Here is a 24049-nt window from a genome sequence, read left to right as displayed (position 1 = left end):
ACTATTTCAAATTATAAAACATTTCTATCTGTTATGCTACAAAAATAATCAAAATGAACTGTACTACATCTGAACTTGTCAGACTTAAACTTAAAATTCTCACTATTAGAGAATATATTGACTCTTCTTTTTATTGATTGTTAAGATTAAGTATTATATTTTCTCACATACTAGTAAGAAAAGAATGTGTGATAATAATTCAGGTGTAGGAAGGGTACATAGCCATGTTTCAATTACAAAAATATAACACTTCTGTGAAGCAAGAGCTTTTAGCGGGCATCACAACTTTTTTTACATTTGCGTATATTCTTGTCATCAATCCGAAAATATTATCTGATGCAGGTGTACCATTTGATCAAGCGTTTACGGCAACTATTATTGCGACAGTTATTGGGACGCTATGTATGGCGTTTTTAGCTAACTATCCAATTGTTATTGCTCCAGCTATGGGGATGAATGCATATTTTGCTTATTCTGTCGTTCAACAGGCAGAGGGGATTACGTATGTCATTGCGTTTTCGGCAGTATTTGTAACAGGTATCATTTTTCTTTTATTATCTTTCACTTCATTTAGGCAAAAGCTAATTATCGCAATTCCTGAAAGTTTAAAACATGCAATTGCAGGTGGAATTGGACTATTTATTGCTTTTATTGGATTACGTCTATCTGGAATTATCGTGGATCATCCATCTAACTTAGTTACGATTGGTGATTTTCATTCTCCAGCCGTTATTTTAACTTTAATTGGTTTAATTTTAGCGGCGGTATTAATGGTATTACGTGTGAGTGGTGCATTATTTATTAGTATGATTGTGACAGGAATTATCGCCTTCTTTACGGGGCAACTGAAGTTTGAGGATAAAATTGTAGCGATGCCTCATTTACCAGAGGGTATTATCGTTTCAAATCCAATCAATGCTTTTTCAGATGTAATTCAGTATGGATTATATGGTGTTGTATTTTCATTTTTACTTGTACTTTTATTTGATACGACAGGTGCATTACTTGGTTTAATTAAACAAGCAGGTTTAAATACAGATAACACTGAAAAGCGCTTTGGTAAGGCGTTCATTGCAGATGCAATTGGCGGGACGACAGGTTCTATCTTTGGGACAAGCCCGACAGCAGCGACAATTGAATCGTCAGCTGGAATTGCGGCAGGTGGTAAAACTGGATTGACAGGTATTGTAGTAGTTTGTTTAACGATTATAACGGCATTCTTTAGCCCTGTTATTGCTTCTTTATCCAGTGTAGCAGCTATTACAGCTCCTTCTTTAATTATAGTAGGTAGCTTAATGGCACAAAGCCTTCGTGATATTAATTGGGATGAATTTGAAGATGTATTACCAGCATTTTTAATTTTCGTTGGTATTCCGTTAACATCTAGTATTGCGAATGGAATTGCAATCGGATTTTTAGTGTATCCAATCTTAAAAATCGTGAAGGGGAAAGGGATGGAAGTACATCCGTTACTTTACTTATTTACAATTTTATTTGGATGTCATTTATTCTTATAATATAGAGATAGAAAAGGGGCTTCTTATGAGAGGCTCTTTTTTTGTGTATAATAAAGTGAAACTATAAGCAGTGGGGCTTTTGTTTATCCCCACTGCTTATTAGCCTTCACCAATAGGGCGTTACGGGCAGCAGGGCTCCCACCTAACTTCTTTGCTCCAGCCGAATTTTGAGGTGGGAGTTTTACTGCCCACAAATAGCGGGATAAGGTGAAAATTAAACCGGATTTGTAAAGTATAAATTACTTAATGTAATATATATGTTACTATAAAGATAGAGGAGGAACATGAATGGCTGTAAGTAAAATAAAAGTCGCGCGTGTTCAGTTAGATTTAACACAGCAACAATTAGCAGAAAAAGTAGGCGTTACAAGGCAAACGATTAGTTTAATTGAGAAGGGGAAATACAATCCATCTTTAGATTTATGTTTGAAAATTTGTTATGCGGTAGATAAAACATTGAATGATTTGTTTTGGGAGGAAAAGGAGTGATAGGGTGAAAATTGTGAAAGATGAACGTTTAATGATAGAAGGGTTAAAACATATTAGGCTAGCTTTCATCTTACAAAATATCGTCATACTAGGCATTGTTTTTTACCGTTACGTCTTGCAAGGGGCAGGTTATGAAAGTGTTTCGGATTTATTAATGATATTTATGGGCGGGATAGTAGTTATTAACTTCTTAAATTTAAAACATTCTGTAGAGGTATATGAGCATACGGGCGGGGTATCACGTAGTTATTTCATGAAACTCTTATTAATTCCAGTAGGGATTGTTATTGGGATTTTAGCTATTTGTATCATTGTAACACCGGATATTTCGATAAAGGAAATTAGTATAACAGGACTTATTATGTTTGCTTGCTTTTTAATTCCTAGTTTGTTTATATACATATATATGAAAAAAATAAAAAGTGAAGATGAAATATAAGAAAAGCTTTCTGCAATATGCAGAAAGCTTTTCTTATATTTCTTTATATATTACTTTATGTAGTCCTATTGGATCAATCTCGAAGATTTCACCATGCTCATGGAAACCTAATCCTTTGTAATAATCCGCTACGGTAATTCGGGCATTACACCATAGAATATTTGCTTCGCGTTCTTGGAGGACTTGTTCAGCTTTACGGATTAAGGAAGTGCCAGCATGCTGGTTTCGGAAATTAGGTAATGTTGCCATTCCTCGTAGACGATAATGGGTACCATCTTGTAAGGCAGGGTATAGTTCTTTTGAAAAGGAGGCGATGCTAACAAGTTCATCATGTAGAAATGCACCTAAGTGGAAGGAGTCTATTTCGTAATCTGAATCGTATTTACAATCTTCTAATGATTGATTGGGACGCAAAATCTTTTGGCGTAATAAGTATGTTTCAGATGCATCAATATGTTTCACTGTAATCATAATATCATCCTTTCTTATAAGCCTTTTTCTATAAGTTGTAAGAAGAAATATGCGGGTGCAACGAGAAGTCCTAGTATGCTAGCGGTTCCGAGAAGGAATGAAAGTAAGAGACAAAAGTACTTAATTCCATTCGGTTTTTTCCATCCGTAGCTACAAATTTCAATGCTAATACCGATGAGAATAATGGCGACGAGTACTTCTGCTAATAATAAGAGAGCTAAAGTTGAAATAGACATAATGTTATTCATCCCCATAAGATGTGATAGTAACATTTTACCATATGAAAATGAAAAAATGCCCCTCAATTATGTGAGGGGCACTTTTCTACTCTAATATATTTTTCATTGTATCAATATGTTCTTTTGAACCCGTTACAAGTAAAGTATCGCCATGCTGTAACTTCGTATCACCATGCGGTATTAATGCTTTATTACCACGGTAAATTTGAATGACAAGTACATCACCTAAAAACGGAAGGCGACGAAGTGCTAAACCGTTATATTTATTACTTCGTAGTTCAACCTCACGTACTGTTTCATTTGCTGTTGTAATTAAGCGAACGAGACTTGGTTTATCAATAAGTGCACGTAATAAAATACGTGTAGAGTTAATAGTCGAGAATACAGCGATATGTTCTTGAGTCGCTTTTTCTTGTAGAAGGGGATCTTCTACACTTGCGATGACGTGTTCAACACCTAATTCTTTCGCGTGTTCTGCTAATAATAAGTTTTGTTCATCATCACTTGTCGCAACAACAACACGGTCTGCTTCGAAAGCTGTTTGCTCCATTAAAGATTGAATAGTAATCTCATCTAATTTTACAATAGGAAAGTCATGAGATTTCGCTTCCGCATCATTTATTTTATTTTGACGTATCATATATAGTGTTACGTCATAATCTTCACGTTTTAAATCAAGTGATAGCGGAAGGGTAATTCTGCTTGCACCAATAATAGATACTTTCGGTTTTGGTGTTTCCACTTTTGGAAACATCTTGTTAAATAATATAGGTGCAAAAATACAAGTAATAACTGCGCTTAAAATAAGAGATGCTGATAAACTTGGGCTAATGATGCCTAGCTTTTCACCGATTTGTGCAGCCGCAATAACTAAAGAAAGTGTTGATGTTAACAAAATAGCACTTCCGAGTACGATATTGCGTGGGTACCATTTTCGTAAGACGAGTGATGGCAACAGTTTTGAAATAAAGAGTCCCACAATTAGAATTGGAATCATTAGCATACTAGAAGGCTCTTTAAAAATAGACCATACTTCTAGATTTACACCAACCATTACGAAGAAAATAGGGATGAAGAAACCATATCCGATGGAATCAAGTTTTTCAACCATATCTTCATTTGGTGATAATAAAGATACGAGTACACCTGCTAAAAAGGCTCCCAAAATATTTTCTGCCCCAACAGATTCAGATAATCCAACTAATATTAAGATGAGTGCAAAAACAGCTCGTGTATCAATTTGTACACTACCGGCTTTTAGGCTTTCTAGGTATGGAATATTTTTAAAACGTCTTGCGACAAAGTAAATTACAATACCAGCACCGAATAGAAGAAGTAGAAGCCACATGCTTTGGCCACTTTCGGAATTTAATCCGACGAATACAGCGAGTAAAATCATTGTAACTAAGTCTGCAATAACAGCGACTAATAAAATGATTTGCCCGATTGCGGTTTTTCCTAAGTTATTTTCTTTCAATGTTGGTACGACAACACCTAAGGAAATAGTTGAAATAATTAAAGTCATGAACATTGCATTGTCGACGAATCCTAGCCAGACGAATAGTAATGATAGGGCATAAGATAAAATGAAAATAAATAAGAAGATAATGCTTGCTGCTTGGAATGTGTTTGGTTCGTTTGTCGTATTCTTTTTCCCTTTTTGCTTAAAGATCGAAAAGTCAATTTCTAAACCACTTAAAAACATTAGGAAGATAAACCCTAGTGTTGATAAGACTTGAAGCCACATATCTGGCTCAATGATGTTAAATCCACTTTTACCTACAAAGATTCCTGCGATAATTTCTGCAACAACGACAGGAAGTGCTTTTAATTTAAAGCGTTGTAACAAAAGGGGAACGGAAAACGTGATTGCGACAACAACCATCAGTGATAGAACAGAAGAATGATGTTCCACTGCGTTCTCTCCCTTCAAATAAATATAGTACCTATTTAGCCATATAATAGGTAGAAAAGCAACGCATATGGATTCGATTTCATAAAGAAAGAGTTTTCTTAACATTTGTCATAATAAGTATATTTCTCATGATTTTTTTGTTAATTCCGTAATGTGGATGTAATAGGGGAGAGGATAAAGTGAAACTTTAATCAGTGGGGGTCTTACTGCTCGTTAATGCGGGATAAAAAAAGACTGCTGAGATTCCTCAGCAGTCTTTTTCATGCAAATTACATTGAGAAGAAAATCCATACAGTAAGACCAACTGTTGCAGCTGCAACGAAGAAACTGTATATCATTGTAAGAATTTGAATGCTTCCTTCGCCTTCTTTTAAGTGCATGAACATAATTAATTGTAATAACGCTTGCGCAACTGCCATGATGATGATAGTTGTTAATATCGTTGAAAGTGGCAGGTTTGTGTAAAGTGCTACGTATAGCGCTAGAAACGTTAGTGCAAGCGATAAAATAAATCCGAAAACGTGTGACCATGGGAATCCGCTATGCGCATTTGTTTGATTGTTATTTTGACCCATTTACGCCACCATCCCGTTCAAGTAAACTAGTGTGTAAATAAAGACCCAAACAAGATCAAGGAAATGCCAGTATAAGCTGATAATAAATACTTTACGAGCTGTAACTGGTGTTAAACCTCGTTTTAAAATTTGGATAATAACACAAGTTGCCCAAATGATACCACCTGTTACGTGGGCACCATGCGTTCCAAGAAGAACGAAGAATGCAGATAAGAAAGCACTTGTTTGAATCGTTGCGCCTTCACCAACGTACAAAATGAATTCTTCAATTTCAAAGAATAGGAAGCCTGCACCTAAAAGTAAAGTCAGGATAAACCAAGCTAACATTCCTTTTTGATTGTGTTTACGCATTTCGTGAATTGCGATACCACATGTAAAACTACTTGTTAAAAGTAACAGTGTTTGAATTAAAAGTGTTTTAACTTCAAACAATTGCGCTGGTGTTGGGCCATCAGCCGTACGACCAGCAAGGACTAGATAAGAGGCGAAAAGTGTTGCGAACAGCATAATTTCAGCCCCAAGAAAAATCCAGAATCCTAGGATATTCAATCTGCTTTGTTCAGATTGATATTCCAAAGGTAAGCTTTTATCTAAAGCCGCCATGTTATTTCACCTCTCATGCTATATGTTCTGTTTCTTTAATTTCTTCAATGCTTACGTAGTAGCCATCATCATAATCGAATGAACGATAGATTAAGCAACCTAAAATACCAATACCACCGATTGCTGCAATCCAGAACCAGCTAAATACTAATGCAAAACCTGCAAGACCGAAGAATGCAGACATAATAATAGGCACACCAGAATTACTTGGCATGTGAATTGGTTTTAATTCATCTGCTGTTGGTGTAATTGTTTCTCCGCGTTTTTTCATGAACCAGAAAGCATCAGCTTCTTTAATTTCAGGAAGTTTCGCGAAGTTGTAATGTTGTACAGGAGAGTGAGTTGCCCATTCAAGTGTACGGCCATCCCATGGATCTCCAGTTGTGTCACGTTCACCGTGACGTGCACTCCAAATTACGTTGTAACAAAGAATTACGAATCCAATACCCATCATTACTGCGCCGACAGATGCGATTTGGTTCAACCAACCCCATCCAAGGCTTTCAGAGTAAGTGTACATACGACGAGTCATACCATCTAAACCTAGGAAGTACATTGGGAAGAAACAGATGTTAAATCCGCTCATAAAGATCCAGAATGTCCATTTACCAAGGCGTTCATTTAGCATATGACCTGTCATTTTTGGATACCAGAATGTGAATCCAGCAAGCATAGCGAATACTGTACCTGCGATTAATACGTAGTGGAAATGAGCGACTAGGAAGTAGCTGTTATGGTATTGATAATCAGCTGCTGCCATTCCAAGCATAACCCCTGTAACTCCACCAACTACGAAGTTTGGAATAAATGCCAATGACCAAAGCATTGGAACTGTAAAACGAATACGTCCTTTATACAGCGTAAACAACCAGTTAAATATTTTAACACCGGTTGGAATCGAAATCGCCATTGTCGAAATCGAGAAGAACGAGTTAACCGCTGGACCTGCACCCATCGTGAAGAAGTGATGAAGCCATACGACGAAACTTAGTAAAGAAATTGCAACCATTGAGTATACCATCGCACTGTAACCGAATAGACGTTTACGTGAGAATGTACTAATGATTTCAGAGAAAATACCGAATGCCGGTAAAATAACGATATATACTTCAGGGTGACCCCATACCCAGAACAAGTTGGCCCAGAGCATTGGCATACCGCCGCTCGCCATCGTAAAGAAGTGAGCATCGAATAGACGGTCAAATGTCATTAATGCAAGAGCTACTGTTAATACTGGGAAAGCGAAAATAATGATTACACATGTAATTAAAATAGACCATGTAAACATTGGCATTTTCATTAATTTCATGCCAGGTGTACGCATTTTTAAAATAGTAACTAGGAAGTTAATACCTGTCATTAACGTACCAAGACCTGAAATCTGTAAGGCGATTGCGTAGAAGTTATTTCCTACACCAGGAGTAAACTCTGTACCCGCCATTGGGAAGTAAGAAGTCCACCCAGCGTCTGGAGAACCACCGATTACGAAAGCGATGTTGAATAACATTGCTCCGATAAAGAATAACCAGAAACTTAAAGCATTTAAGAACGGATATGCAACGTCACGAGCACCAATTTGTAATGGTACAACGACGTTCATTAATCCTAGAACGAATGGCATCGCCATGAAAAGAATCATAACTGTACCATGTGTTGTAAAGATTCCGTTATAGTGTTCAGCGTTTAAATAGGTTGTATCTGGGAATGTTAACTGGGCACGAATCATTAAACCATCCATACCACCACGGAATAACATTATAACGGCAGAGATAATATACATGGTTCCTATTTTTTTATGGTCAACAGTTGTTAACCATTCATCCCAAAGCCATCTCCATTTTTTGTACTTTGTTAGTACGAAAAGAATCGCTAATGTCACAAGAACGATAGATGCGTCAGCTCCGTAAATAATCGGGTCACCTGTGACAAAAAATTCATCAAGCTTCACTGTGTTCACTCCAATCTGTTGGAATAATAGCTATTATTTTTTGTTTTTGTAGTAGTTGTAATCACAATATTCAAGTGACTTTGGATCTACATAACTTAAGTGGTGACTAGAGAATGTCATACGACCAACTACACCAGGTTTAACAATATCGTTGTACTTATCTTCTGTTAGTTTAGGAGCAGTTTCTTGTACTTCTTTTACCCACTTGTCATACTTTTCTTTTGTTTTTGCTTCAACTTCGAACTCCATGTGAGTGAATCCTTCACCAGAGAAGTTCGAGCTACGACCTAGGTAAGAACCAGGCTTATCAGCTTGTAAATATAAGTCCATGATCATGCCATCCATTGTATACTTCATACCACCAAGTTCTGGTACCCAGAAAGCATTCATTGGACCTACAGAAGTCAGCTTAAATTGAATTGGTACACCAGCTGGTATGTTTAAATAGTTAACGGTTTCAATTTTTTCCTCCGGATAACTAAATAACCATTTCCAGTTTGCAGATGTAACATAAATTTCAACTGGCTTAATATGTTTGGACTCTTGCGGAACCTCTTCCGAAGCATAAGTTGCTTTAACTGTTGGAATCGATAATGCGATAACGATAATAACAGGAATAATCGTCCAAATGATTTCTAATAATGTGTTACCATGTTGATCAGGTGGCTCATAGTCCATATTCTCTGGTTTTTCACGATAACGAATCAAGATGACTGTAAACAAAATGAATACAATTGCGATAATTAATGACATAAGCAAGAATGACCAAACAATTAAATCATACTGTGCCTTTGCAACGGGTCCTTGCGGATTTAATACTGCGAGTTTCTTATCACAGCCACCGAGGAACAGAAGTAATGATAACGGAAGAAGCGAAGCCAACTTCCAAAATGCTTTCTTTAGTTGCACGATTGAAAATCTCCTTTCTCCTTGGATTGAAACTATGCCAATAAAACAATATAAACCTATTAATTTATAGTTGGCAATAGTTTTTGTTATATTGTTAAAAAATAGACACAAATGCACGCTTTTTAAGGTGAATATCATTTGTAACTTGATAACATTGTAAACCATTTTCCAGATAAAAACGCTATTGTGAGAATTTTAAGATAAATAAAGTTATACCAACATATCCAATAAATAGAAAAAAATTATCTTATTATAAGAAAGATTACTGAATTTTTAGTATATTACATTTGTTGCCTAGGTTATATTTCTTTTTTGTTCAAATGTGACAACTTTCCGAATGTTTAACTTGGTATAAAATGTAGCAAATGATTGTAAATGGAATCCCGCAAGACAGAGGAATTCTCTGATCTGGAATAAAGGCTAAACTAACAAATGTAAGGAAATTGAATGAGGAAGCTACGATTGGAACTATTGGATAAAGTGGTGTACGGTATTTTAAATCTACTTGTTGATTCATATGCCCCTCCCCCCATATTTTTTTGTATATGTTAACTGGATTTCATTCTGGGCTTTTCATCATTAGTGGGAGTGAAAAACATACGGGGTTTATTTTGTTGTGAACTGAGTATGTAAAGGAAAAACTAACTATGACTAAATACCTTAGAATGTTTATTAACATAGTGAAGGAAACGCAATTCTTTCACTATGTTAATAATTTTGTTGTTAGTAAAACGTTCTGAAAAAGCATATCATTTTTTATTTTTATTGAAAAAATTAGAATTTTACGATGATATTTGTGAATAATAATTCACAGAATCTTTCTAGCAAACTAGTAAGAAGAAAGGTACAATGATAGGAGTTGCGCCTTTAAAATAATTGATATAATGGAGTTTGGTTTATGATGAAAAAGTTAAAATATATTTTTATTTTCGGTATTATATTTGCTGTCGTGTTTTTTTTCGAAAAAGATAAAATTATGAGAAAGGCACAAGAATTACGGTTAGACCTTTTCTCTGAGATGAAAGAAAGTGCAATGATTACAGAGGTTCCGTTTATTAGACAGTTACCCGAATTACCTAGAGGTTGTGAAGTGACAAGTTTAGCTATGTTACTACAACATAAAGGTGTACAAGTAGATAAGATGCAACTTGCTAGTGAAATTCATCGCGTCCCATTTGAACAAAATGGTTTGCATGGAAATCCTTATGAGGGATTCGTTGGAAATATTTATACGAAAGCTGAGCGAGGATACGGTGTATATAATCAACCAATTTTTAATTTAGCAGAAAAGTATGTTCCTGAAAAAGTAATTAATTTAACGGGTAGAGACGTGCAAGATCTATATAAAGTAATTAGTTCTGGTTCTCCGGTATGGGTAATTATTAATACAACGTTTAAACCATTAGCTGAAAGTAGTTTTGAAACATGGAATACGAGTTCAGGTGAAGTGAAAATTACATATTATGAGCATAGTGTTGTAGTAATTGGATATGATCAAAACTTTGTATACATAAATGATCCTCTTGCAAACAATCCACGAAAAGCCGTTCCTCGTGCTGAATTTGAAAAGGCATGGGAGCAAATGGGGAAACAAGCAATTACTATTTTATAAAATAAAAAGTCATCTTGAGATGGCTTTTTATTTTTAAATGTTTATTATAGAAAATTCAGAAGATTCTTTCAAAAGTTAACAATTCACGCTATAATAACATTTAACTTGGTGAAGAAGGGGAGAAGAGAAATGGATGTCGCAAAGGAACTTGTTTTATCAAAGAATCAGTTGATTGATTGGAGAAGGCATTTTCATAAGTATCCAGAGTTATCTTTTCAAGAGGAAAAAACATCTCAATTTGTATTCGACATACTTCGGGAAATCCCGTATTTAGAAGTTTCGCGACCTACTAAATATAGTGTAGTGGCAAGGTTAATTGGTAGGCAGCCTGGTAAAACTATCGCGGTTCGTGCTGATATGGATGCTCTTCCTATTCATGAAGAAAATAAGTTTGATTTTATTTCTATATATCCAGGTGTGATGCATGCGTGTGGTCACGATGGTCACATGGCAATATTGCTTGGTGTAGTACATAAGTTGGTAGAGGAAAGAGAGAAAGTTAAAGGAGAGATTCGCTTTTTATTTCAACATGCAGAAGAAAACTTTCCGGGCGGTGCAGAGGAAATGGTCGCAGCGGGAGTGATGACAGGTGTGGATTACATTATTGGTGCTCATCTTTGGGCGTCATTAGAGGTTGGAAAAGTAGGTGTAATTTATGGTCCTGCGATGGCGGCGCCGGACGTTTTTAAAATTACGATAGAGGGAAAAGGTGGGCATGCTGGAATTCCGCATGAAACAGTTGATAGTATCGCCATTGGTGCGCAAGTAGTTTCGCAAATTCAGCAAATTGTATCTCGCCTCACGAATCCGTTAGATTCTCTCGTAGTATCTGTTACGCAATTTCATTCTGGGACAACTCATAATGTTATCCCGGAACAAGCGGAGATTGAAGGGACAGTGAGAAGTTTAAGGCATGAATTAAGAGAAGAAACAAAGAAGAAGCTTGAAAGGATTGTAAAACATATTACAGAATCCTACGGTGCTAAGTATACATTTTCTTATGAATATGGATATCGCCCAGTTGTGAACGATTATGAAGTTACAGAGCTTATTGAACATACAGCATTACAGCTGTATGGAAGAGAAAGAGTTGTTCGTTTACAGCCAACGATGGCAGGGGAAGATTTTTCAGCATTTTTACAAAAGGCACCAGGGACGTTCTTTTTTATAGGGGCAGGAAATGAAGAGAAGGGAATTATATATCCGCATCATCACCCTCGTTTTACAATTGACGAAGACGCATTACCAATTGGAGTGGAAGTCTTTGTATCATCCATTATGAATTTTATAAGTAAAGGAGAATGAGATGAAGAAAATACACGTGCTAGCACTTATTCCAGTTCTTTGTTTAGTAGTTGGACCAGTATTTGCAAATTCGGTCACTCCTTACGTATGGGGGATGCCATTTCTATTATTTTGGATACTATTATCAGTACTCATTACGTCTCTTTGTATGGGGCTTGTATACGCATTCGATCCTGCTAATAAGGGGGACGTAAAATGACTGCATTATTTATCATTATTATATTTTTGTTTCTCGCACTATTTTTAGGAATTCGGGCACAACATGGAAAAGATATGAATTTAGAACAATGGTCAGTTGGAGGAAGAGGATTTGGAACTATTTTCGTTTTTCTCCTTATGGCAGGGGAAATTTATACGACATTCACATTTTTAGGAGGAAGTGGCTGGGCTTATAGTAAAGGAGCTCCTACATTTTATATTTTAGGGTATGGTGCATTAGCTTATATTTTATCGTATTTTTTATTGCCTCCAATTTGGAAGTATGCAAAAGAACATAACCTCATTTCACAATCAGATTTCTTTGCGAAGAAATACAGGAGTAAGACGCTTGGGATAATTGTTTCAATTATTGGTGTTATTTCGATTATCCCTTATCTTGTTTTGCAATTAAAGGGATTAGGAATTATCGTTTCGGAAGCTTCCTATGGAAGAGTGACACCTGTTATTGCGGTATGGATTGGTGCTATTGTTATAACTATATATGTAATGGTTTCAGGTATACATGGATCGGCTTGGACAGCCGCTTTGAAGGATATTATGATACTGTTTATCGTTATGTTTTTAGGTATATATTTACCGTATCATTATTACGGAGGATTTCAACCGATGTTCGAAGCTGTAGAAGCAGCGAAACCAGGTTTTTTATCTTTACCTGAAGAAGGAATGAGTATTTCTTGGTTTGTTTCTACTATTATATTAACAGCCCTTGGTTTCTATATGTGGCCCCATACATTCGCTTCGGCGTTCTCTGCAAAAAATGAAAAAGTATTTAGGAAAAACGCGGCGATTATGCCTCTTTATTCTTTAGTGTTGCTTTTCGTATTCTTTGCAGGGTTTGCTGCTATATTGCAAGTTCCAGGGTTAAAGGGAGCGGATGTAGATCTTTCGTTATTCCGTCTCGCGCTTCAAACATTTGATCCATGGTTTATTGGTATTATTGGTAGCGCGGGAGTACTAACTGCATTAGTTCCAGCGTCTATGCTTGTTATGGCGGCATCTACGTTGTTAGCAAAAAATATTTACCGAACGATGGTGCCATCTGCTTCAGATAGACAAGTTGCTAAAGCTGCAAAATTATTTGTGCCTGTAGTAACGCTCGTAGCAGTATTGTTTACATTTAAAGGAGGAGAAACGATAGGGGCTCTTCTTTTAATGGGGTACAGTATAGTTACGCAACTTTTCCCTGCACTTGTATGTAGTTTGTTTCCTCGGCAAATTATTACGAAGCAAGGAGCGATTGCAGGGATGGGGATTGGGTTGTTAATTGTCGCATATATTACCTTATCTGGTTCAACTATAGCTACGATGTTTCCTAGTTTTCCGCAATATATAAAAGATTTAAATGTAGGTATAGTCGCATTGTTAATGAATATGATTGTGATGTTTATCGTTAGCGGATTCACGAAAAGTGTGTCTATAAAGACAGACAGTATAATAGTAGAAAAGTAATCCGCGTGTTAGAGCTATCTTCGAAAAGAGATAGCTCTTTTTTGTATATATTTTCTTCTATTAGCGGAATCTAACTAAAAACTTGTTGAAAAGGAAGTTAGGTGGGGAAATTGTTAGAGCTAAAAGGTAACTTGTTTGAAGTTATGAAGGAAATTAGAGATGAGTTAGGTTCACCTAATGATTTAACAATTAGAGAAGTTGCTCTTGCTGGTAGTTTTACACGTTGCGCTGTCGTTTTTTTGTGTGGGTTAACAGATAAGGATAATGTTTATAAATATGTAGTTCGTACACTTCAATATGAAGAAGTACCAAAAGAAGCAGCTGTTGTTCAAACGTTATTAGATCGGTTTATTTCTATTGCAGAAGTCGGTATGAAGACGACTTTTCCAGATATTATAAATGCGGTTTTAGCAGGAGATACAGTCATATTAATTGATAATATTCAAACGGCTATTGTTGTTAACAGTAGGGCTTGGGAGAAAAGAAGTCTGGAACCGCCAGTGACAGAAGATTTAATTCGTGGACCGAGGGTTGGGTTAAATGAAGATATTAATGTGAATAAAATGTTAATTCGCCGTGGTTTACGTGATCCGAAGTTACGGTTTCAATCTTATATTATGGGGAAGCGATCGCAGAAAGAAGTAACCCTAGTATATATAGAGGATATTATTAACCCTTACATCGTAAAAGAGCTAGATCGGCGTCTTCAATCAATAGTGACAGATGTCATTTTTGAGACAGGAACGATTGAGCAATTAATTCAAGATAATAATTTGTCGCCGTTTCCGCAGTTTTTAAATACAGAAAGACCAGATAATATAGTGGCTGCATTGGCGAAAGGGAAAGCGGCCATTTTAGTGGACGGATCACCATTTGCTCTTATAGCTCCACTAGTGTTTGTTGATATTTTTCAATCTGTAGAAGATCATTATGAGCGTTGGGTAATTGGAACGTTATTAAGAATTTTACGTATGGGATCAGGTATCGCTGCTGTTTTATTACCTGCCATGTACGTAGCGCTTGTATCGTATCATCAAGGGCTTATCCCATCTAAACTAGCTTATTCTATTGCGGGAGCGAGAGAAGGCGTGCCATTTCCTGCTTATATTGAAACCCTAATGATGGCATTAACGATGGAATTAATACGAGAAGCCGGGATTAGGCTTCCGAAACCGATGGGGCAAACAATTGGTATCGTAGGTGGTCTTGTAATTGGAGAAGCGGCAGTAAATGCGGGGATTGTAAATCCGTTTTTAGTAATTATTATTGCGGTTACCGCAATTGCTACATTTTCACTTCCTGTATATAGCATTACGATTACATTTCGAATTTTACTTTTCGTCTTCGTGTTAGCTGCAACTGCTTTTGGGTTGTACGGAATCATTTTAGCTCTTATTGCACTTGCGGTTCATATTACAAATTTAAAGAGTGTTGGGGTTCCGTATACAACACCTATTGCTCCTGCTTTTTATAAAGATTGGGAAGAAGAATTGGTTCGCTTACCAAAATCAATGTTAAAAGAGAGACCAGAATATTTACAAACGAAAGACTCTACATTACGTCCAAAGGAGCGAGAGTAATTGAAGCCATTTGAATATGGGGATGAAGAAATTGGATCTCGGGAACTTGGTTTTGCGGTATCGTCAACAATTATCGGTATAGGTGCATTATCTATGCCACGAGATATTGCTACGCAAACTTTATTTTCGGACGGTTGGATTATCTTGCTTTTGGGTGGATTGATATGTGCGGTTTTAGGTTGGTTTGTAACGAGGGTAGCTATTTTATTCCCAAAACAAAACTTTGTTCAATATACGAGTGAGCACTTGACGAAGCCTGTTTCATACACGATTAGTATCATTTTAGTGTTAACATTCGTTGCTTTGACAGCATATGAGGCCCGGAAAATTTCAATTATTTCACAAACTTATTTATTTAGTGATACACCAATACAATTGTTATCCTTCTTTTTTTTGTTAGTTGTTATTTATGGGATTGCTGGATCTAGGGCTGCTTTATTAAGGTTAAATGTTTTATTTTTACCAATCGTTTTAATTGCGATCGTGCTGCTTTCTTTATTGAATGTGAACTTAATGGAAATAGATAATTTACTACCTGCTTTTCAAACAGACGTAAGTCAATATGCTGTTGGAGTTAAAAATTCTATTTTTACGTTTATTGGATTTGAGGTAGCGCTATTTTATGCAGTGATGTTAAACGAGACAGCAAAAAAGGCGCCGATGGCAGTTGCAAAAGCTGTGATGGTAAACGTATTGTCTTACATTTTAATTTATTTAACTTGTATTAGTGTTTTTACATATATGACAACCCGGGGATTAACATATCCAACGATTGAATTGGGGAAGGAGATTGAAATTGGTGGGGGGTTTTTAGAAAGATTCGATGCGATCTTTTTTACTACTTGGATTATTACTATTTATAACACCACAGCAATGTATTATGACGTTGCATCTCTATTGTTTTGTGCTATGTTTCCAAAAGTTAAGAAACATATTTTTATTTTCGTAAGTGCTCCTATGATTTTTATGCTGAATATGATCCCTGGTAATTTAGATACTTTATCAAATTACGGAACGTATTTAGCTTGGATAGATATGGGCTTTGTTGTGTTAGCGCCTTTGTTAGTTTTTATTGTATATAAAATAAAAAGAAGGAATGGTAGAAATGAAACACCTTCTTAAAATTATAATGCTTATGGTTTTAGCTGGATCTATAAGTGGGTGCTCTGAGCTAGAAGAAATAGAAGAAAGAGGATTTGTAGTAGGTGCAGCCTATGATATTGTGAAAAAAAAGAAATCGAATCCAATTATAAAAGGGACGTATCAGATGGTACTTCCCAGTAAGCTAGCACAGCAAGGTGGACAAGGTGGTGGAGATAGCGAAAATTATATTAATGTTAGTGCGAAAGCAGATAGTGTCTTTGAGCAAATACGAATTATCGCTAAAAAAATTAGTCGCTCATTATTCTTTCCGCATATACAAGTGATAATTTTTTCTAAAGATTTATTAGCGAATCCATATGTTTTACAAAATACGTTAGATGTATATATTCGTGATCATGAGATGAGACGAAATATTCGTTTGTTCGTTTCTGAGAAAGATGCAGAAGCTATTTTGAAGCAGAGTGCTAAGCCTGAAAATTTACCGGCGCAGTATATTGATATGTTAGCTGAACATCCTCCAAAAAATGCCCAAATGATTGAGGCTGCAAGAATTGGTGAGGTGCAGCAAAAAATGATTGCTAACCGAAGTTTCGTATTACCTATTCTTGAACTAACAAAACAAGGGGTGCAAATGAACGGGGCGGCGTTATTTCGTGGGAAGGATAATAAGTGTGTAGGTAGTTTGAATGGAGAGGAAACATTAGGGATGAATTATGTAATAGGTAAGAAAATTGGAGGGTTCTTTACCATTCGCAAAAAAGACCAGCTTATTACATATGAAATTCATAAGATGCATCGGAAGATTAAAGTATCTACGGAAAATGCCACAAAACCGAAGTTTGATATTTATTTATCTTTGGAAGGGACTTTAGCTGAGTTGCATTTTAGTGATCATAAACAAATTATGAATGAAAATCGATTGAAGAAAAACATCGCGGAGGAAATGGAGAAGCGTATCCAAAAATCGATTAAGCTTGTTCAAAAAAAATATAAGGTAGATGTATTAGCATTAGGGGAAGTATATAAGCGGCATAATTATAAAGAATGGAAGAAGATAGATAAGAATTGGGATCAAGGTGAAAATTATTTTAGTAATGCTGAGGTTACTGTTCATGTTCATCCGACAATTGAACATTCGGGTTCGGCTTTACCGAAGAGAGTGAAATAAGGGTGATTAAATTTGTTTACTGGATTAGGAATTAGTTGCACGATATTAATGGCGGTTCTTCCAGGGACCATATATTTTATTCATAAAAAAATCACAACGTATGGAGCTCAGCCGTGGAAAGATAAAAAGAAACCTGAATGAGTTTCAGGTTTCTTTTATGCACAAAGCATATGGTGAAGGGGGATACCTTCTATGTATGCTTTGCTTTATACAAGCCCTAACCAATGTACCAATTGTGTAGAGAAGAATGTAACAACAATGGCAATAACAGTAGGGATTGCAAACGATAAGAATGTCCATTTTGCACTTTTTGTTTCTTTATATATGTTAACCAGTGTTGTTCCACACGGGAAATGAAGGAGTGAGAACAACATTGTGTTTAACGCTGTTAACCAAGTCCAACCATTTTCTAAGAATAGATTTTTAATTTGATTAAAATCATCTATTTCAGTTAAAGCGCCAGTTGATAAGTAAGACATTAATAAAATTGGAATAACAATTTCATTAGCTGGTAGCCCAAGAATGAATGCAGCTAGAATAAAGCCGTCAAGTCCTAACGTTTTAGCGAATGGATCTAGAAAGTTTACAAAATACATAAGTAGGCTTGTGTCACCGATGAAAATATTAGCAAGTAACCAAGTTAATGCAGCCGCAGGGGCAGCTACAACTACAGCTCGTTTTAAAACATATATTGATTTATCGAGTGTTGCACGTACAATTGTATTCCAAATTTTTGGTTTGCGGTATGGCGGTAACTCTAGTGTGTAGTGAGTTGGAACGCCTTTTAAAGCTGTTTTCGATAGTACCCAAGAAACAGTTAATGTCATAATAACACCAATTACAACCATTCCAACTACGACACCTGCAGTAACAAATGTTTGCATACTTCCTGTATAGCCAGCAGCCATAAATAGTGAAGCCATTAAAATTAACATAGGCCAGCGTCCATTACATGGAACGAAGTTGTTTGTTAAAATGGCAAGCATACGTTCACGTGGTGATTCAATAATACGTGTTGACATAATGGCAGCTGCATTACAACCGAATCCCATTGCCATTGTTAAAGATTGTTTGCCGTGTGCACCAGATCGTTTGAATAAGCGGTCCATGTTAAATGCGACACGTGGTAAATATCCGTAGTTTTCTAATAGTGCGAACATAGGGAAAAAGATTGCCATAGGTGGTAACATAACACTTATAACAGCACTGGTACCACGGAATAAACCAAGTATTAAAATGCCGTGTAACCATTCAGGTGCATGCATTGCTTGGAACCAAGATGTTAAGTATCCTTCTACCCAGCCGAAAAATTCAGCAATCATCTCGGATGGTACGTTAGCGCCTGCAATTGTAAGATAAAAAATAATAGATAAAATACCGAGCATAATTGGGAATCCCCAGATTGGAGATGTGAAAATTTTATCTAGTTTTTCAGAACGATACAATTTATCGGTATTTGTATATTGGACAGCTTCTTTACATATACTTGCGGAGGTTCGATAAATATCTCCGACAATATCATCTCGTATATCTTCTTTTGAAAGTGTTTGTGCATGTTGAACAATATAGTCCAGCGGAAGAGCTTTACTGGCTGAGTGAGATTCCATTGATTACGACCTCCCTTACAAGTGGTTCGTTATGGTGTTTTTGAAGTGCAGTTAAGAAATTCTTATCTCCATCTAATATACGTAATGCAATCCAACGTGCTGGATACGTATCACCGAATACTTTATAAATTTGTGGTTCTAATTCTTGAATCATATTTTCAATTTTTTCGTTATAAGTAATTTTAATTGGTGTTGGAATTAGTTTTTTATTTGCTACTTTAGCGATGACGCTTAGTAAAAGTCCGATACCAACTCGGTTTCGGGCTGAAATTTTAACTACCGGTACACCAAGTGATTTTGCTAATTTTTTTTCGTCAATAATGATTCCTTTTTTCTCCGCTTCATCAATTAAGTTAATACAAATGACCACATCGTTTGTCATTTCCATCACTTGGAGTGCTAAATTTAAATTTCTTTCCATTGCAGTTGCATCTATAACAACTACAGTTACTTCTGGTTTTTCAAATATAATATAATCTCGTGCGACTTCTTCATCTGCCGAATTTGAATACAGTGAGTAAGTTCCAGGTAAATCTATTATTGTATATATATTTCCGCCATGCTTATATTCCCCTTCAGCCTTTAAAACAGTTTTCCCCGTCCAGTTTCCAGTATGTTGTTTTAAGCCTGTTAAAGTATTAAATAATGTACTTTTCCCGGTATTCGGGTTACCAGCTAACGCAATGCGATGGTTACTCATCTGAAATCATCTCCTATTAATACCCCGAAAATAAGGGAGCTTTCTTCACTACGCAGTGCAATAGTTGTGTTGCTTACTTGATAAGCGACGGGGTCTCCAAGTGGGCTGCGTTGTAATACTTTAATTGTCGCTCCAGGAAAAAAGCCTAAATCTAATAAACGTCGTTTCATAGTTCCTTCTAATTGTATCTTCTCAATTTGTACAAATTCCCCTGTTCTGAATTCGGAAAGGGGTTTAGTATTAGCCGATACCATAAAAGTTACCTCATCTCTATATTTTTAGTTTTAGTTTAAAAAGTTTCCTTAGGTAAACTTTTTGATACTAATATAGTAGACTACATTTAATGATGCTGTCAATTAGTACTTTAAAAATATTCAAATATTTTTAGAATTGTTCCAATTTATTTAGTTGTACCGAAAAATATTACTGGAATCCTTCTTAATTTAAATAAAGTAAGAGTGTAAAAGCTTAAAAATATAGGGGAATTGTAAATGTAGTTTTAACCTAAAGGGAAAAATACAGAAAATCATTTACATTGAATTTACATTGTTAAGATTAAATTTACAATACTGCGTGTTTATTGTGGGTTTTGTTGGCTTTTTCGACTATAAATGTTGGAATGTCTAGCTTTTATGGGATGCTATCTCTATTTACTTAAACTTAAAAATTGCTTAACACTCACATAATATTGTTGTCCTACAATGAATTTGTGTTCGAAAGAAGATGAATTCGAAAAGTGATAATCCAAATGGGGGTACAAGACATGATTATGAAAAAGGGTATTAAATTTTCTTTAGCGGCTTTAGTTGTTGCAGGTGCATTAGTTGGATGTGGAAAAGCAGAAAGTACGGATAATAAGGAAGCTGCTAAAGGTAGCGATGCAAAACAAGAATTATCAGGTACGATTGCAGCGGCGGGCTCTACAGCTCTTCAACCTCTTGCGGAGGAAGCTGGAAAGAAATTCATGGAGAAAAATTCAAAAGTTTCTATTCAAGTTCAAGGTGGCGGTAGTGGAACTGGGATTAACCAAGTAGCATCTGGTGCAGTACAAATTGGTAATTCGGATGTTCCGGCTTCAGATAAAATAAAAGATGCTGAAAAAGCGAAAGAATTAGTAGATAACAAGGTAGCGGGTATCGCATTCGCGCTTGTCGTAAATAAAGATGTAAAAGTTGATAACTTAACAGCAAAACAAGTACAAGATATCTTCACTGGAAAAGTGACGAACTGGAAAGAGTTAGGCGGAAAAGATGAGAAAATCAATGTAATTAATCGTCCAGCTTCATCTGGTACACGTGCTACATTTGAAAAAACAGTTATGAAAGAAGCTAAAATTAATGATGGAACTGGTACAACACAAGATTCTAACGGTGCAGTAGAGCAAGCAATTAACTCTACTCCAGGTTCAATCAGCTATTTAGCAATGTCTTACATGGTTGGCGATAAAAAAGGTGCATTGCAAACTGTGAAAATTGATGGTGCTGAACCGAAAGTTGAAAACATCTCTGCTGGTAAATATCCATTCTGGTCTTACGAGTACATGGTAACTAAAGGTGAGGCAAAAGAAGCGACAAAAGCTTACATTGACTATGTAAAAGGTAAAGATTTCGAAAAACAAGTAGAAGATATGGGTTACATCCCAATGTCTAAATTAAATAAGTAATAAAATTTTATGGGGCTGGCTGCAAGGCCAGTCCTGTTCATTTCAATCTATGAAGTGGGGTCTGTCCTGTGATGAAGGGGAAAAAACAAATTAATTACGTAAAGAGTGAATATATAGGTAGATCACTTGTTACGTTTTGCGGTATCTTTATTGTTTTTATTACATTAGCTATTATTGCGTTTATTTGCGGCAAAGGAATTCAATCTTTCACGCAAAGTGGTATCTCATTTTCTGAGGTGTTAACTTCGACAAAATGGAATCCAAATGCTGATCAAGGTACGTATGGTGCTGTAATCTTTATTGTCGGTTCGACGCTTGTGTCGTTAGGTGCTGTTGTCATTAGTGCACCAATTGCTATAGCTCTTGCTATATTCATGAATTTAATTTCGCCGAAGTTTGGGAATAAAGTATTAAAGCCTGTTTTAGAATTATTAGTTGGTATTCCATCAGTTGTATACGGATTATTAGGGGTTACGATCTTGGTTCCTCTATTACGTGATTCGTTCGGTGGAGTGGGCTTTAGTTTAATTGCGGGTATTATTGTCCTGAGTATTATGATTTTACCTACTATTGCTAGTATTGCCTCTGATGCAATACGCTCTGTTCCATTTGATTACTTGGAAGCTTCTTACGGTCTAGGATCGACGAAATGGCAAGCGATTAGCCGAGTTATTGTTCCTGCTGCAAAACAAGGGATTTTAACAGGTATAGTTTTAGGATTAGCGCGTGCTTTTGGTGAAGCGTTAGCGGTTCAAATGGTAATCGGGAACACGATTAAATTACCAGAAGGAATATATAGCCCAACAGCAACGTTAACTGGTATTCTGACAATGGATATGACGAATACATTGAACGGAACAGCTTGGAACAATGCGCTATGGACGTTAGCAATGATTTTACTTGTTATTTCATTCCTGTTTATTTTAGTAATTCGAGCGATTGGTCAAAGAGGTGAGCGATAATAATGAATGCAAGAACGGTAAATAAAGTTTGGACAGGTATCTTTTATGCGGTTGCAGCTTTAGTTGTAGCTTTGCTGGCTTTTTTAATGTACGAAATTCTGCAAAAGGGATGGGGATTTTGGGATCCTAGTTTCTTATTCGGAGAACCAAGCAATACAAGAGCTGGGGGGGGGATTGGTCCACAGTTATTCAATTCTTTCTACATGCTTGTTATAACACTTATTATATCTATTCCTCTTGGATTAGGGGCTGGAATATATTTAGCGGAGTATGCAAAAAAAGGTCGTTTTTTAAGTTTTGTTCGTTTATGTATTGAAACAATGGCGTCTTTACCTTCTATTGTTGTTGGACTATTTGGCTTATTAGTATTTGTTACAATGACAGGCTGGGGATATACAGTAATGGGTGGAGCTCTTGCTTTAACTATTTTGAATTTACCTGGTTTAACACGTGTTTGTGAAAATGCGATTTCTGAAGTTCCTCATAATGTAAAAGAGGCGAGTCTTGGACTAGGTGCAACGAAATGGCAAACAATTGCCCGTATCATTATTCCGTCGTCGTTACCACAAATCATTACAGGTATTATTTTAGCGGCAGGCCGTATATTCGGTGAAGCTGCGGCGTTAATTTATACAGCGGGTTTAACATCACCTATTTTAAATTCAGCAGCGGACTTCTCGAGCCCCTCGCATCCTTTAAATCCATTTAGACCAGCTGAAACGTTAGCTGTTCACATTTGGAAATTAAACTCTGAAGGGATTATCCCGGATGCGAAGTTAATTGCAACGAAATCTGCAGCTGTATTAATTATTATGGTATTACTCTTTAATATCATTTCTCGTTTCGTAGCATCTGTATTACACAAGCGTTTTACAGGAACGAAAAGAAAAAGTAAAACGACGAAGAAGGTAAAAGCGGCATAAATTGAAGATAAGAACTCTCTGTTTATAAACAGGGAGTTTTTTTACGGCCATTTTGATGTTAGCAGGAAAAGAAGGTGAGTTGGTGAATAGGTAACTTGATATACGGATGTTGGGATGAAAGTGTTCTTTCTGCAAATGTCGGGATTTCCTGGATCAGGTAAATCGACACTTTCTAAGTATATCGCTAAGTTAACAGGTGCAGTTATTGTAAGTCATGACGTCGTGAAATCAGCATTATTAAAATCATTAACGGCAAAAGGAAGTGAATCAACAGTTGTTGGGGGAGTCTCCTATTATATTGAATGGGAACTGATAGGTTTTTTGTTAGAACAAGAACATAGTGTTATATTAGATAGTCCATGTCTCTATGATGGGATGGTTGAAAAGGGAATAGGTTTATATCGGAAGTATGGTGCTACATATAAAAATATTGAATGTTATCTTAATAATATAGAAGAAATTAATTGTAGGTTACAAACACGTGAATATAAGATAAGTCAGTAGAATCAGAAGTAGCGTTTGAAAAAAGTGGCTATATGGCAGTAAGAGACCCTCGAATGATGAATATCTTCTTGTAGATTCTGGTAAGCTACTAGAGCAATATGCCCCAAAAATAATGAGTTATATCGGTAGATAAATAAAAAGGCGTTAT

The 24049-nt window shown here is 36.1% G+C and carries 24 protein-coding genes and 2 pseudogenes; 15 read left to right on the top strand and 11 right to left on the bottom strand.

The window, feature by feature from the left end:
- The first annotated feature begins 224 nt into the window (after positions 1-224).
- From ACE38F_RS24410 to ACE38F_RS24400, 3 genes are all read left to right on the top strand, one after another.
- Entirely contained in the window at positions 225-1517 is a 1293-nt protein-coding gene (locus ACE38F_RS24410) for an NCS2 family permease (protein ID WP_375370825.1), read from the top strand.
- Between the two features lie 288 nt (positions 1518-1805).
- Positions 1806-2006: a helix-turn-helix transcriptional regulator gene (locus ACE38F_RS24405; protein WP_000301182.1), complete on the top strand. Its 201-nt coding sequence runs from the start codon at positions 1806-1808 to the stop codon at positions 2004-2006.
- 4 nt (positions 2007-2010) lie between these two features.
- A complete protein-coding gene (locus ACE38F_RS24400; protein WP_375370826.1) occupies positions 2011-2445 on the top strand; it encodes a hypothetical protein in 435 nt (144 codons plus the stop codon).
- Positions 2446-2478: 33 nt separating this feature from the next.
- Here the strand turns inward: ACE38F_RS24400 and ACE38F_RS24395 are convergent, their stop codons facing one another.
- From ACE38F_RS24395 to ACE38F_RS24360, 8 genes and pseudogenes are all read right to left on the bottom strand, one after another.
- On the bottom strand, positions 2479-2916 hold the full coding sequence (locus ACE38F_RS24395; RefSeq protein WP_375370827.1) for a GNAT family N-acetyltransferase: 438 nt from the start codon (positions 2914-2916) through the stop codon (positions 2479-2481).
- Positions 2917-2930: 14 nt separating this feature from the next.
- Positions 2931-3188: a DUF4022 family protein gene (locus ACE38F_RS24390; RefSeq protein ID WP_375370828.1), complete on the bottom strand. Its 258-nt coding sequence runs from the start codon at positions 3186-3188 to the stop codon at positions 2931-2933.
- Between the two features lie 52 nt (positions 3189-3240).
- Positions 3241-5070, bottom strand: a complete 1830-nt coding sequence (locus ACE38F_RS24385) for a monovalent cation:proton antiporter family protein (protein ID WP_215555268.1) — start codon at positions 5068-5070, stop codon at positions 3241-3243.
- 269 nt (positions 5071-5339) lie between these two features.
- Positions 5340-5645 carry a cytochrome aa3 quinol oxidase subunit IV gene (gene qoxD, locus ACE38F_RS24380; protein ID WP_215555269.1) on the bottom strand — a complete coding sequence of 102 codons (306 nt, stop codon included), beginning with the start codon at positions 5643-5645 and terminating at the stop codon, positions 5340-5342.
- Positions 5646-6248 carry a cytochrome aa3 quinol oxidase subunit III gene (gene qoxC / locus ACE38F_RS24375; protein WP_002029841.1) on the bottom strand — a complete coding sequence of 201 codons (603 nt, stop codon included), beginning with the start codon at positions 6246-6248 and terminating at the stop codon, positions 5646-5648.
- Positions 6249-6261: 13 nt separating this feature from the next.
- Complete coding sequence (gene qoxB, locus ACE38F_RS24370) at positions 6262-8196, bottom strand: cytochrome aa3 quinol oxidase subunit I (RefSeq protein ID WP_002159259.1); 1935 nt, start codon at positions 8194-8196, stop codon at positions 6262-6264.
- Between the two features lie 33 nt (positions 8197-8229).
- The gene (locus ACE38F_RS24365) at positions 8230-9105 is read right to left on the bottom strand and encodes a cytochrome aa3 quinol oxidase subunit II (RefSeq protein ID WP_215555270.1); all 876 of its coding nucleotides are present in this window, start codon (positions 9103-9105) and stop codon (positions 8230-8232) included.
- A gap of 294 nt (positions 9106-9399) precedes the next feature.
- Positions 9400-9607, bottom strand: a pseudogene (locus tag ACE38F_RS24360) (amino acid permease); the annotation flags it as partial.
- A gap of 399 nt (positions 9608-10006) precedes the next feature.
- Here ACE38F_RS24360 and ACE38F_RS24355 point away from each other — a divergent pair.
- The 8 genes from ACE38F_RS24355 to ACE38F_RS24320 all read left to right on the top strand — a co-directional run bounded on the left by ACE38F_RS24355 (position 10007) and on the right by ACE38F_RS24320 (position 17683).
- Positions 10007-10717, top strand: coding sequence for a C39 family peptidase (locus ACE38F_RS24355; RefSeq protein WP_375370835.1), 711 nt, complete (start codon positions 10007-10009; stop codon positions 10715-10717).
- Positions 10718-10846: 129 nt separating this feature from the next.
- A complete protein-coding gene (locus ACE38F_RS24350; protein ID WP_375370829.1) occupies positions 10847-12022 on the top strand; it encodes an amidohydrolase in 1176 nt (391 codons plus the stop codon).
- A gap of 1 nt (position 12023) precedes the next feature.
- Complete coding sequence (locus ACE38F_RS24345; protein ID WP_375370830.1) at positions 12024-12221, top strand: DUF3311 domain-containing protein; 198 nt, start codon at positions 12024-12026, stop codon at positions 12219-12221.
- Positions 12218-13690 (top strand): sodium:solute symporter family protein, encoded by a 1473-nt coding sequence (locus ACE38F_RS24340; protein WP_375370831.1) that lies wholly within the window; start codon positions 12218-12220, stop codon positions 13688-13690. Before ACE38F_RS24345 ends, ACE38F_RS24340 begins: the two co-directional genes overlap by 4 nt.
- Positions 13691-13791: 101 nt before the next feature.
- Positions 13792-15270 carry a spore germination protein GerLA gene (gene gerLA / locus ACE38F_RS24335; protein ID WP_215555274.1) on the top strand — a complete coding sequence of 493 codons (1479 nt, stop codon included), beginning with the start codon at positions 13792-13794 and terminating at the stop codon, positions 15268-15270.
- The gene (locus ACE38F_RS24330) at positions 15271-16392 is read left to right on the top strand and encodes an endospore germination permease (protein WP_215555275.1); all 1122 of its coding nucleotides are present in this window, start codon (positions 15271-15273) and stop codon (positions 16390-16392) included.
- The gene (locus tag ACE38F_RS24325) at positions 16376-17542 is read left to right on the top strand and encodes a Ger(x)C family spore germination protein (protein ID WP_215555276.1); all 1167 of its coding nucleotides are present in this window, start codon (positions 16376-16378) and stop codon (positions 17540-17542) included. Before ACE38F_RS24330 ends, ACE38F_RS24325 begins: the two co-directional genes overlap by 17 nt.
- A 12-nt stretch (positions 17543-17554) precedes the next feature.
- The gene (locus ACE38F_RS24320; protein ID WP_002010618.1) at positions 17555-17683 is read left to right on the top strand and encodes a hypothetical protein; all 129 of its coding nucleotides are present in this window, start codon (positions 17555-17557) and stop codon (positions 17681-17683) included.
- A 65-nt stretch (positions 17684-17748) separates the two neighbouring features.
- Here ACE38F_RS24320 and ACE38F_RS24315 read toward each other — a convergent pair whose 3' ends face one another.
- Genes ACE38F_RS24315 through ACE38F_RS24305 form a run of 3 tightly spaced genes read right to left on the bottom strand, consistent with a single transcriptional unit; the run spans position 17749 to position 20103 of the window.
- Positions 17749-19149 carry a nucleoside recognition domain-containing protein gene (locus ACE38F_RS24315; protein ID WP_215555277.1) on the bottom strand — a complete coding sequence of 467 codons (1401 nt, stop codon included), beginning with the start codon at positions 19147-19149 and terminating at the stop codon, positions 17749-17751.
- Positions 19127-19849, bottom strand: a complete 723-nt coding sequence (locus ACE38F_RS24310; RefSeq protein ID WP_215555278.1) for a FeoB small GTPase domain-containing protein — start codon at positions 19847-19849, stop codon at positions 19127-19129. Before ACE38F_RS24310 ends, ACE38F_RS24315 begins: the two co-directional genes overlap by 23 nt.
- A complete protein-coding gene (locus tag ACE38F_RS24305; RefSeq protein WP_002090873.1) occupies positions 19846-20103 on the bottom strand; it encodes a FeoA family protein in 258 nt (85 codons plus the stop codon). Before ACE38F_RS24305 ends, ACE38F_RS24310 begins: the two co-directional genes overlap by 4 nt.
- A gap of 509 nt (positions 20104-20612) precedes the next feature.
- On the opposite strand from ACE38F_RS24305, the gene ACE38F_RS24300 reads away from it, so the two are divergent.
- The 4 genes and pseudogenes from ACE38F_RS24300 (at position 20613) to ACE38F_RS24285 (ending at position 24034) form a co-directional block, all read left to right on the top strand.
- Positions 20613-21512: a phosphate ABC transporter substrate-binding protein PstS family protein gene (locus tag ACE38F_RS24300; RefSeq protein WP_002114243.1), complete on the top strand. Its 900-nt coding sequence runs from the start codon at positions 20613-20615 to the stop codon at positions 21510-21512.
- Positions 21513-21583: 71 nt separating this feature from the next.
- Positions 21584-22474 (top strand): phosphate ABC transporter permease subunit PstC, encoded by an 891-nt coding sequence (gene pstC / locus ACE38F_RS24295; protein WP_002090872.1) that lies wholly within the window; start codon positions 21584-21586, stop codon positions 22472-22474.
- A gap of 2 nt (positions 22475-22476) precedes the next feature.
- Positions 22477-23397 (top strand): phosphate ABC transporter permease PstA, encoded by a 921-nt coding sequence (pstA, locus tag ACE38F_RS24290; RefSeq protein ID WP_215555279.1) that lies wholly within the window; start codon positions 22477-22479, stop codon positions 23395-23397.
- Positions 23398-23517: 120 nt separating this feature from the next.
- Positions 23518-24034: pseudogene (locus ACE38F_RS24285) on the top strand (P-loop nucleotide/nucleoside kinase family protein).
- Positions 24035-24049 lie beyond the last annotated feature (15 nt).

Origin of the sequence: Bacillus altaicus, from assembly GCF_042136375.2 — a bacterium.
Classification (GTDB): Bacteria; Bacillota; Bacilli; order Bacillales; family Bacillaceae_G; genus Bacillus_A; species Bacillus_A cereus_U.
This window is presented reverse-complemented; position numbering and strand designations above follow the sequence as displayed.

Bases quoted from the DNA above. Each gene is read 5' to 3' on its own strand.
- ACE38F_RS24345 (WP_375370830.1), top strand. From the start codon at position 12,024: ATGAAGAAAATACACGTGCTAGCACTTATTCCAGTTCTTTGTTTAGTA.
- ACE38F_RS24355 (WP_375370835.1), top strand. From the start codon at position 10,007: ATGAAAAAGTTAAAATATATTTTTATTTTCGGTATTATATTTGCTGTC.
- qoxC (WP_002029841.1), bottom strand. From the start codon at position 6,248: ATGGCGGCTTTAGATAAAAGCTTACCTTTGGAATATCAATCTGAACAA.
- ACE38F_RS24300 (WP_002114243.1), top strand. From the start codon at position 20,613: ATGATTATGAAAAAGGGTATTAAATTTTCTTTAGCGGCTTTAGTTGTT.
- ACE38F_RS24305 (WP_002090873.1), bottom strand. From the start codon at position 20,103: ATGGTATCGGCTAATACTAAACCCCTTTCCGAATTCAGAACAGGGGAA.
- ACE38F_RS24315 (WP_215555277.1), bottom strand. From the start codon at position 19,149: ATGGAATCTCACTCAGCCAGTAAAGCTCTTCCGCTGGACTATATTGTT.
- ACE38F_RS24390 (WP_375370828.1), bottom strand. From the start codon at position 3,188: ATGTTACTATCACATCTTATGGGGATGAATAACATTATGTCTATTTCA.
- ACE38F_RS24340 (WP_375370831.1), top strand. From the start codon at position 12,218: ATGACTGCATTATTTATCATTATTATATTTTTGTTTCTCGCACTATTT.
- ACE38F_RS24405 (WP_000301182.1), top strand. From the start codon at position 1,806: ATGGCTGTAAGTAAAATAAAAGTCGCGCGTGTTCAGTTAGATTTAACA.
- ACE38F_RS24395 (WP_375370827.1), bottom strand. From the start codon at position 2,916: ATGATTACAGTGAAACATATTGATGCATCTGAAACATACTTATTACGC.
- ACE38F_RS24310 (WP_215555278.1), bottom strand. From the start codon at position 19,849: ATGAGTAACCATCGCATTGCGTTAGCTGGTAACCCGAATACCGGGAAA.
- qoxD (WP_215555269.1), bottom strand. From the start codon at position 5,645: ATGGGTCAAAATAACAATCAAACAAATGCGCATAGCGGATTCCCATGG.
- ACE38F_RS24410 (WP_375370825.1), top strand. From the start codon at position 225: ATGTTTCAATTACAAAAATATAACACTTCTGTGAAGCAAGAGCTTTTA.
- ACE38F_RS24325 (WP_215555276.1), top strand. From the start codon at position 16,376: ATGAAACACCTTCTTAAAATTATAATGCTTATGGTTTTAGCTGGATCT.
- pstA (WP_215555279.1), top strand. From the start codon at position 22,477: ATGAATGCAAGAACGGTAAATAAAGTTTGGACAGGTATCTTTTATGCG.
- pstC (WP_002090872.1), top strand. From the start codon at position 21,584: ATGAAGGGGAAAAAACAAATTAATTACGTAAAGAGTGAATATATAGGT.
- ACE38F_RS24350 (WP_375370829.1), top strand. From the start codon at position 10,847: ATGGATGTCGCAAAGGAACTTGTTTTATCAAAGAATCAGTTGATTGAT.